The 9,434-nt window shown below is 53.2% G+C and carries 9 protein-coding genes; 4 read left to right on the top strand and 5 right to left on the bottom strand.

From position 1 onward, the window contains the following. The 3 genes from OXG87_21740 to OXG87_21730 all read left to right on the top strand — a co-directional run. Window positions 1–1,992, top strand: a 1,992-nt coding sequence (locus tag OXG87_21740; GenBank protein ID MCY3872178.1) for a glutamate synthase-related protein, incomplete at its 5' end; no start/stop codon positions are given. Window positions 1,993–2,006: 14 nt separating this feature from the next. After that, window positions 2,007–3,500 carry a glutamate synthase subunit beta gene (locus tag OXG87_21735; GenBank protein ID MCY3872177.1) on the top strand — a complete coding sequence of 498 codons (1,494 nt, stop codon included), beginning with the start codon at window positions 2,007–2,009 and terminating at the stop codon, window positions 3,498–3,500. Window positions 3,501–3,636: 136 nt separating this feature from the next. Then, the gene (locus OXG87_21730) at window positions 3,637–4,728 is read left to right on the top strand and encodes a hypothetical protein (GenBank protein ID MCY3872176.1); all 1,092 of its coding nucleotides are present in this window, start codon (window positions 3,637–3,639) and stop codon (window positions 4,726–4,728) included. A 3-nt stretch (window positions 4,729–4,731) separates the two neighbouring features. On the opposite strand, the gene OXG87_21725 is transcribed toward OXG87_21730, so the two are convergent. Continuing rightward, entirely contained in the window at window positions 4,732–6,048 is a 1,317-nt protein-coding gene (locus tag OXG87_21725) for a hypothetical protein (GenBank protein ID MCY3872175.1), read from the bottom strand. A 17-nt stretch (window positions 6,049–6,065) separates the two neighbouring features. After that, a complete protein-coding gene (locus OXG87_21720; protein MCY3872174.1) occupies window positions 6,066–6,881 on the bottom strand; it encodes a phytanoyl-CoA dioxygenase family protein in 816 nt (271 codons plus the stop codon). 203 nt (window positions 6,882–7,084) lie between these two features. On the opposite strand from OXG87_21720, the gene OXG87_21715 reads away from it, so the two are divergent. After that, the gene (locus OXG87_21715) at window positions 7,085–7,942 is read left to right on the top strand and encodes a sugar phosphate isomerase/epimerase (protein ID MCY3872173.1); all 858 of its coding nucleotides are present in this window, start codon (window positions 7,085–7,087) and stop codon (window positions 7,940–7,942) included. Here the strand turns inward: OXG87_21715 and OXG87_21710 are convergent. The 3 genes from OXG87_21710 to OXG87_21700 all read right to left on the bottom strand — a co-directional run. Beyond that, on the bottom strand, window positions 7,935–8,402 hold the full coding sequence (locus OXG87_21710; GenBank protein ID MCY3872172.1) for an 8-oxo-dGTP diphosphatase: 468 nt from the start codon (window positions 8,400–8,402) through the stop codon (window positions 7,935–7,937). The two genes, OXG87_21715 and OXG87_21710, sit on opposite strands and share 8 nt — an antisense overlap. 47 nt (window positions 8,403–8,449) lie before the next feature. Further along, on the bottom strand, window positions 8,450–8,629 hold the full coding sequence (locus OXG87_21705) for a hypothetical protein (protein MCY3872171.1): 180 nt from the start codon (window positions 8,627–8,629) through the stop codon (window positions 8,450–8,452). A 4-nt stretch (window positions 8,630–8,633) separates the two neighbouring features. Then, window positions 8,634–9,434 (bottom strand): hypothetical protein (locus OXG87_21700; GenBank protein MCY3872170.1); only part of this gene is annotated, 801 nt, incomplete at its 5' end.

Genomic DNA, 9,434 nt, shown 5'->3' with positions numbered 1-9,434 from the left:
AGTGCACCCATTCCCATCGACGAAGTTGAACCCGTCGAAGCAATCACCAGGCGCTTTAAGTCTGGCGCCATGTCCTATGGATCGATATCTAAAGAGGCGCACGAGGCACTCGCCATTGCGATGAATCGTCTGGGAGGCAAAAGCAACACCGGCGAAGGCGGCGAAGACCCGGCGCGTTATACCCTCGAACCCAATGGCGATTCCAAAAATAGTGCCATCAAACAAGTGGCTTCTGGACGCTTTGGCGTCACCAGCAATTATCTGGTCAATGCCAAAGAATTGCAGATCAAAATGGCGCAGGGCGCCAAGCCCGGCGAAGGCGGCGAATTGCCCGGCAATAAAGTGTATCCGTGGATTGCCACAGTTCGTCACTCCACACCGGGTGTAGAACTCATTTCACCGCCACCGCATCACGATATTTACTCCATCGAAGATCTGGCGCAACTCATTCACGATCTCAAAAACGCCAACCACCATGCCAGGATTAACGTCAAACTCGTCGCAGAAATCAATGTCGGCATCGTCGCAGCGGGCGTGTCTAAAGGCCACGGCGATGTGGTACTCATCTCAGGCCTCGATGGCGGTACCGGCGCATCGCCGCAAACCAGCATCAAACACGCCGGCCTACCCTGGGAATTCGGCGTTGCCGAAACCCATCAGACCCTGGTGCTCAACAATCTGAGATCGCGCATCGTAGTCGAGACCGACGGACAGCTCAAAACCGGGCGCGATGTGATTATTGCAGCCTTGCTCGGTGCCGAAGAATTTGGATTTGCCACCACAGCACTCGTCGCCATGGGCTGCATCATGATGCGCGTTTGCCACCTCGACACCTGCCCTGTGGGTGTGGCCACTCAGCATCCCGAACTGCGCAAAAAGTTTATGGGAGACCCCGATCAGGTCGTCAACTTCTTGCGTTTTATCGCACAGGATATGCGCGAAATAATGGCGCAACTCGGCGTGCGCACCATCGATGAACTCATCGGTCGCACCGACCTGCTCCACCAGGCAAAAACCGATCACTGGAAAGCAAAATATCTGGACTTGTCTCCCATTCTCGAAAAACCAGACGCCGATCCTGAAATTGGTCGTTATTGCCAGATCGAACAGGATCACGGCCTCGAAAACGCAATGGACAACCAGATCCTACTCGAACTTTGCGAACCCGCCCTTAAAGATGGCAGCAAAGTGCGCGCGAAATTCGACATCAAAAATACCAATCGCGTGGTCGGCACCATTCTCGGCAGTGAAACCACCCGCAGATTTGGTCCCGATGGACTGCCCGAAGACACCATTGACATCACCTTTGAGGGATCGGCTGGACAATCTTTTGCGGCCTTTACCCCTCCGGGCATCACCTTCCGCCTCGAAGGTGACGCCAACGACTACTTTGGCAAGGGACTGTGCGGCAGCAAACTGATTGTCTATCCGCGCAAGGGATCCACCTTCAAAGCCGAAGACAACATCATCATCGGCAACGTGTCCTTCTACGGTGCAACCAATGGACAAGCCTTCATCCGCGGTCAGGCAGGCGAACGCTTCTGCGTGCGAAACTCGGGCGTTAGCGCAGTCGTCGAAGGCGTTGGCGATCACGGTTGCGAGTATATGACAGGTGGGATGGCCGTCATTTTGGGCAAAACCGGGCGCAACTTTGCCGCTGGCATGTCCGGTGGTATTGCTTATGTACTCGACGAAGACGGTGACTTCCACATACGCTGTAACCCCGAACTCGTCGATCTCGAACCCGTCCAAAACGACGAAGACATCGAAGAACTCAAAAGCATGATCACCAAGCACGCCGACTACACCGAGAGCAGCGTGGCGCAACACATCCTCGTCCATTGGGATGACATGTTGCCCAAATTTGTCAAAGTCTTCCCAAAACCCTACAAGCGCATTCTCTCTGCTTATGAAACCGCGCAACAAGAGGGTTTGAAAGGCGAAGATGCATGGCTTGAAGCATTCCGTCGCGGCGTAGAAGTTGAGGCTTGAGAAAAGGAGCACTTATGGGAAAACCGACCGGATTCATGGAATTTCAGCGAGAACTTCCGGCCGATAGAGACCCCGCACAGCGCATCGCAGACTGGAAAGAATTTCACCATCATCACCCCGATGAAAAACTTCGGGAACAGGGTGCGCGGTGTATGGACTGTGGCATACCCTTTTGCCATACCGGTGTGCGCCTGCCCGAATCTACGCCCTTTCACTCTGGCTGTCCCATCAACAACCTCATTCCCGAGTGGAATGATCTCGTGTATCGCGGTCTATGGAAAGAAGCTCTCGAGCGATTACACAAGACCAACAACTTCCCCGAATTTACGGGTCGCGTCTGTCCAGCTCCCTGCGAGGGTTCCTGCGTGCTGGGCATGACAGAACCCGCCGTCACCATCAAAAACATCGAAGTCTCCATCATCGACAAAGGCTGGGAAGAAGGCTGGGTCACGCCCGATATACCCGACAAGCGCACGGGCAAGCGCGTGGCTGTCGTAGGATCAGGTCCCGCAGGCCTCTCTTGTGCGGCACAACTCAACAAAGCCGGGCACAAAGTCACCGTGTACGAGCGTTCTGACCGCGTTGGCGGATTGCTCATGTACGGCATTCCCAACATGAAGCTCGACAAAAAAGAAGTCGTACAACGCCGCATTGACCTCATGATCGAATCGGGCATCGAGTTTATCACCAATACCGAAATTGGCACAGACCTGCCAGCAAAAGATCTCCTCAATGAATACGACGCGGTCGTGCTCTGTATTGGCGCACTCAAACCCCGCGACCTGCCAATCAAAGGCCGCGAACTCAACGGCATACATCAGGCCATTGAGTATTTGCACAAAAACACCAAAAGCCTGCTCGACTCCAACCTTGAAGACGGCAATTATATAAGCGCCAAAGACAAACACGTTATCGTGCTCGGCGGAGGGGATACGGGAACCGACTGCGTGGGCACGGCGATGCGCCACGGCTGCAAAAGCCTGCACCAGTTCGACATTATTCCCGAACCGCCCAAAACGCGCACCGACAGCAACCCCTGGCCTCAAATGCCGCTCATTTTCAAAACGGATTATGGGCAGGAGGAAGCCGCCGCCATTTTTGGCAAAGACCCACGCGAATATCTCATCAGCACCACGGAATTTATCGGCGATAAAAACGGCACACTCAAAGCATTAAAAACCATGCAAGTGGAATGGGTACCCGCAGAAAACGGCGCGCCATTCCGCGAAGTGCCCGGTACAGAAAAAGAATGGCCCGCCGATCTCGTCTTCCTATCCATGGGCTGGCTCGGTCCCGAAGATACCATTCTCGACGAACTCGAACTCGAACGCGACGAACGCTCCAATGCCAAAGCTATCGAAGGCGAATTCACCACTAAAATTCCCGGCCTCTTTGTCGCAGGCGATGTGCGCCGGGGCATGAGCCTCGTTGTCTTTGCCTTCGCAGAAGGTCGCGGCGCTGCCCGCGAAGCAGACCGCTACCTCATGGGATCTACCGACCTGCCGTAAAATCGGATCAGGATGGGCAGGAGTTAAGGATGAGCAGAGCCTGCACTGGAATGATTCTATCCAGTAATAAAAACGAATCAGACCACAGGGAGGCGCAGTTTGCACTGCGCCTTTTTTGCATAAATGAAAGGCCATCATGCCTCGTTATTGCACCATTCTATTTCTCAGCTTATTTACCGCGTTTGAACCCCAGGCCTTTGACGATAATACGCCAATGCGGGGGATCACGATTTCAACGCACGGGGGTGGGCGAGATTGGGCGAGTGACGAAATGGTTTCAACGCTGCGAGATATTGAAATATTGGGAGCAAACTGGGTGGCGACCCATCCCTATGCGGGCATTTCGCAGGACGGATCGGTCAGGGTGAGGCGGTTCGAAGGAGCCAGTGAATTGGCTCCCGCACACTGGACGAGACCAATTGTAGAAGCCCACAAACGGGGATTGAAAATTTGCATCAAGCCCCATCTGGCATACTGGCGGTCGGGATTTGAGTGGCGGGGCGAAATTGCGTTTCGCTCTGAGGAAGAATGGACGCGGTTCTGGGCAGATTATCGCGCCTGGATTTTGGCAGTGGCCGAAGCCTGCAAAGACGCCGATGCATTTGTCATAGGAACAGAACTGGACAAAACCCTGCATCACGAAGCCGAATGGCGTGCCCTGATTGCAGATGTGCGAAAAGTGTATAAAGGACGGATTACGTATGCGGCGAATTGGACGGATTACACACGCGTGCCATTCTGGGACGCCCTGGATGCGATCGGTATTCAGAGCTATTTTCCGATAACAAAAAATCAAAATCCCACAGAAGCCGACCTGCGCCGTGGATGGGATCGTCTGGTAAAAGAACTGCGAACTTATGCTAAAAAAATGGATCGCAACATCGTATTTACCGAATTGGGATACAACCAATCTTATAAAGCAGCGTCAGAACCGTGGACATATCGCGTGGATGACGATGGTGCGCGCCCCTTACAGGAAATGTGCTGGCGCGTCGCGCTCGAAGCCATTGAAAACGAACCGCGAATCACAGGTGCCCTGCTGTGGAAATGGTTTCCAAACCCGAGACCTTTTGGACGGGATTTCCAATTGGCGACACAGCGCATCATGCCCATCATTGCCGAGGCCTGGCAAGGTGAGATTCCCGTTATCGAGTTTGACGAAGAAGCATACCAGCGATGGCGTGAACAGCGACGGCGCGGACGGGGCAGACGATCTAATCAAAACTAACCATCACAGCCTTTCGGCCAGTTCGAGAAATGTATTCTCGGTCACCTCGTTAATACCAATCTGGAATGGACCAGGACCAGCTTTGGTATAGGCATTCGCGTGGACAACCTCGTACCCGCCTTCGGGAATAAGCGCGTCTGTCGGCATGTAATTGCGTCCATCCTGACAATATCCCCAGGCAATGAGAGTCGGATCATTGAGATAAGTCCTCAGCAAAGGAAGCCACTCGGCAACAACTTCATTGCCAAGCCACGCGATGGTGTGTTCTCCCGTCAGGCGAATAAGGCCTACTGACCAGGGGAAAAAACGCGCAGGCGGTATGCCAGACTCCAAACGCTCGACCCAGTACGCACCCAGATTTTGCTCGAGTTCTGCCTCGCTTTTGACAAGTGCTTCCCAGTGGGCAAGGGGCGGAATCGCATCCTGGTCGCGCGGAGCCAGCGCAAATCCCGAAACACAATTGAGATCCAATTCCAGCAATTCACCGCCCGCATCCATAGCCGCGAGCACATCATCCGCGAGTTGAGCACCCGTCGCAACAACATCCTCTGGCGTGGATTTGCGAAATGCGTCTGACCCCGCGAGGCGGCGCGGTCGAATATTGCCAGCAAGTCCCTGAATAAACTGCGCGTGGGTATTCGGGCCGAGAAATTCGACCAATCGATTGCGACACACCCCGGGAAAATCAGCAGAAATGCCATCCCATGCAAAACCGTAAACCATCACCGGATGGCATCCATAGTTAAACAGCACACAACGTCCATCATCCGCGACGAGATCGAGCACCCAGAGATCCCGATTCATATATCCATCTGGATTTGGCCTCATCCCCATACTGCCATCGGCACCCCGCCTGCGCCTGTTAATCCCAATCTCGGACGTACCGCGATACACACAAACAGAGACCTCTCGCATATTCTCGATGGCTTCAACCACCATTTTTATCGTGCGAGACAGCAAATCAGCTTCATAAGCCTCGAGTTCTGCTGGTTTAGCCACAGTCGTAGCATATCCCTCAAAACCGGACATGGGACCGCTGTGCGTATGCGAAAAATTGACAATAATCGCTTCAAAAGGAATACCCGTTATTGAAGCTAACTCGCAGCGCAAACGACTCGTCACATGCCATGTCATCCCAATCATATCAATCGAAATCCAGACCGTGCGATAGCCCTTTTGATCCTCAATAACAACCGCCTGCGCGGCCAGAGGATCGAGCACCTCAGACCCGGGTGAAAACCGCGGACCGCGACCACCCATAGGCAGCCCCAGTGGCGGCGTTGAATCAAACTGCGCCCAACCAGCTCTTGCTGTACGCATTGTGAACCTCTCTTTATTTAACCGGCAGCCCCATAGCGAATCTCGTGATAATCGCGATCACTCGTAATCGGAACGGGTTTCCCTTCCAGAAATGCCCACTTTCCCACATCACACGCCGAAGCGCGAACAAAACCATTGATATACGAACGCCGCGGATTATCCGTCGTATTTGGTACCGAGCCGTGAACCGTATAAGACGTGAACATCACCACATCACCCGGCATTGCCTCACACGGCACAGCCGACGACACATCCACCTGATCTTCAACTTCCCCCCTTGCATACCGCGTCACCTTCAAATTTCCCAACCTGTGACTGCCGGGAATAACGTGTAAACAGCCATTGGCAACAGTCGCCTCATCCACCACAATAATGGTCTGCACATAATTATTCACCTGATCGCGAAACGCGGGTGTAGGGCGGATATCCTGATGCCACGGAAACTGAATATCTCCACCAGGCATCTTGAAATTAATCTGATTGATATACTGCTTCAACGACGTGCCGATCAACGGCTCTAACAGCGCGGGAAACTTCGCACTATTCCGAATCTCCTCAAACGCAGGGTGAATGAGAGAAGGCCACTGAACTTTTCGCAGATACTGAACAGCCTCTGGCCCAACCATCGGCCCGGGTGTCTGCAAGTGAATATGCACCTCGCGGTCTTTGCCCTGAAGAATAGCATCGGGAAGATCTGTCCGCGCTGCCAGTTCGAGAATATAATCATACCCCTCACGCAAACGCGCAATCTCATCCCCATCAAACACGCCCCGCGCAACGTGATATCCCCACTTCCTGAAAGCCTTGATATCTTCTTTGCTCAACGTCTCCATTTCATTTTTCCCTTGTCGTTTTAACTACCGAACAAACCGCTGAAGCAGTATAATGGGTCAGTGGTCAAAAATCAAACTGGTTCTGAGATACGACCATCGCGCCCCTCTGGCCCTCAAGGCGCATCCTCAAAATTTCCCTCAAGCCCTACGGCCTGGGCGATGAAACGTACGATTTCCCCATCTAAAATTAAGGAATCATTCAAATGGAACTCATTATCAACTCCAAATTTTTCGATCAGTATTCCGTGCCTGAACTCGGCAAAAAAGCGATTGAACTGGGCTATGATGGCATTGACCTATGCGTGCGTCCGGGCCATCCGATTCATGTGGATAATGTGATCGAAGTACTGCCCAAAGCGGCCGAAATTTGGCGCAGTCAGGACCTGATCTGCCCCATGATAACCGCACCCGTGACACTGGTAGATCCAGAATCACCAGAAATAGAAAATTACTATACCGCATGTGCCGAAGCCGAAATTCCCCGTCTCAAAATCGGATTCTGGAAATATCAGCCCGGCGATGATTACTGGCAAGTTGTAGATGCAGCGCGGAGAGATCTGGAAAAAATTGTGGTCCTGAGCGAAAAATACGGCGTGCAGACTTGCTATCAGATTCACAGCGGTCCTTGCCTGGGAAGCAACTGTGCGGGATTGATGCACCTCATCAAAGGCTTTGACCCGCAATACGTGGGCGCATACCCCGATTTCGGACATCTCGCACTGGATGGAGAAGACTGGGCAATGGGATTGGCGATGATTCGGGATTATATCTCAGTCGTGGGAATTAAAGATGCGTATTATCTGCCGCAACCGGAAGGTCAAACGCCGCGCTATCGCCCCTGCTTCACAAAAGCTGGAGAAGGATGCGTAGATTGGCATCGTTGCCTGGGGCTATTGCACGAAATGGGATTTGACGGACCCTTATCCGTCCACACCGAATACAAATTTGACGAAACCATAATCCGTCAAGTCGGTTACGCGCAAACATCGCCTCCAAATTTGGAAGCCTGGGCAAAAGAAGACGCGGATTATTTGCGGCGGATTTTAGAAAAAGTTAAATAAATGTGTGAAACACGACATCGTGATCGATCAACCGCTTGTTTTCATACGTAAATTTCCCCGAAAAAAACGCATCTCGGTGTAACCACTTCAGAAAAATTTTATCGCCTTCCCAAAGATTGAGATCGAGAAGTTCTGAGTCATCAATCCATTTCAGGATACCTTCACTCGAGTCGATTAACTCACCCGTGAACCTCTCTGCGGTAAACACAAAAGCCAACCAGTCATTAAATCCATCAAATTTTGGAAAAGTGAGCACACCTCGTAAAGCGGGATTTTGAATCTGCAGACCGCTCTCCTCGCGCACCTCTCGAATAACGCATTCCTCAGGCGTCTCACCCGCTTCCATTTTGCCACCCAGACCATTCCATTTGCCCTCGTGTATATCATTTTCCTTTTTCACTCGGTGCAGCATCAGCGTTTTATTGCCATTTTTAACATAGCATAAGGTCGCATTGATCATCGCGATTTCCTTGATTGAATTAGCGCAACGCCAGTATATGCGCTGCGTCACTCGTGCTGGGAGTCTGAGGCGGATTCGCTGGCCCCGCGGCCGGCAGCCATGTTGCGGATCATCTTGACCACATCGCCAAAGCCTTTGTAGGCGACGGCGATAACAATGCCGTAAAAGAGGACGCTAGCGGCAATAAAGACGAATTGCCAGAAGACTTTCCAGGTTTCGACATCCATTGCACTACTCCATGTTGCTAAAGTCTAAAGGACGCGGCGGGTGCGAGCGCTGCGTGAGCGAGGCAACGACCAGCATAGCGAGGCCGCCCAGGGCCAGGCTGGTAATCCCGACGAGGTTGGAGTTTTCGACCAGTGGCAACAAAAACTCGGGCACCAGGTGCTGGTTTTCGGTCATAATCAGGAAGTTGAGCGGCACCAGCGCACCCAGGATCAGGGCACAGTACGCACCTGGAGTATTGGCCTTTTTCCAGTACAGTCCCAGGGCCACGGTGCCGACGCAGCCGGAGAAGTAGATACTGCCGGTGACGTACATAAAGCGGAAGGCCGTCTCGGGAAGCTGGTAGAGCGCGCCAAAAATGGCCAAGAAAGCAGCGAGGATGACGACGATAGCCCGGGTCCAGTAGATCTCGCGCTCGCTCGATAGCCCGCCCCAGGTTCCGTCTGCTTCGCGCTCGCCGCTCGATTTTGCGAGCATGGCCTTGATCGGCGAGACCACATCGCGGACGATGACGCCACTCCAGGCCAGCAGATAGCTGTCGTGGGTGGACATGAAGGCCGCGAACATCCCGGCCATGAGCAGGCCAGCGATGCCTATGGGCAGGATTTTGCCGAGCATTTCGGGCATGGCGTAGTGGGGGTCGAGTTCGGGGTTGCCAAAATAGGCCAGTGCCGCGATGCCCCAAAACATCGGCACCATCGCCCGCCCCATGACTGTGGCAGAAGAAATCCAGAACACGCGGCGGGCCACCCTGGGGCTTTCGGCACTCAGCGGCCGCATCATTTCGGGTTGCCAGACCACGCCGAC

This window comes from Gemmatimonadota bacterium (assembly GCA_026706845.1).
In the GTDB taxonomy this organism is placed as follows: Bacteria; Latescibacterota; UBA2968; order UBA2968; family UBA2968; genus VXRD01.
The sequence above is the reverse complement of the archived record's forward strand: the minus strand, read 5'-3'. Positions and strand labels throughout refer to the sequence as shown.

What these genes read in the sequence shown, in the direction of transcription:
- OXG87_21735 (MCY3872177.1), top strand. Translation starts at nt 2,007, where the DNA reads ATGGGAAAACCGACCGGATTCATGGAATTTCAGCGAGAACTTCCGGCC.
- OXG87_21715 (MCY3872173.1), top strand. Translation starts at nt 7,085, where the DNA reads ATGGAACTCATTATCAACTCCAAATTTTTCGATCAGTATTCCGTGCCT.
- OXG87_21725 (MCY3872175.1), bottom strand. Translation starts at nt 6,048, where the DNA reads ATGCGTACAGCAAGAGCTGGTTGGGCGCAGTTTGATTCAACGCCGCCA.
- OXG87_21705 (MCY3872171.1), bottom strand. Translation starts at nt 8,629, where the DNA reads ATGGATGTCGAAACCTGGAAAGTCTTCTGGCAATTCGTCTTTATTGCC.
- OXG87_21720 (MCY3872174.1), bottom strand. Translation starts at nt 6,881, where the DNA reads ATGGAGACGTTGAGCAAAGAAGATATCAAGGCTTTCAGGAAGTGGGGA.
- OXG87_21710 (MCY3872172.1), bottom strand. Translation starts at nt 8,402, where the DNA reads ATGATCAATGCGACCTTATGCTATGTTAAAAATGGCAATAAAACGCTG.
- OXG87_21730 (MCY3872176.1), top strand. Translation starts at nt 3,637, where the DNA reads ATGCCTCGTTATTGCACCATTCTATTTCTCAGCTTATTTACCGCGTTT.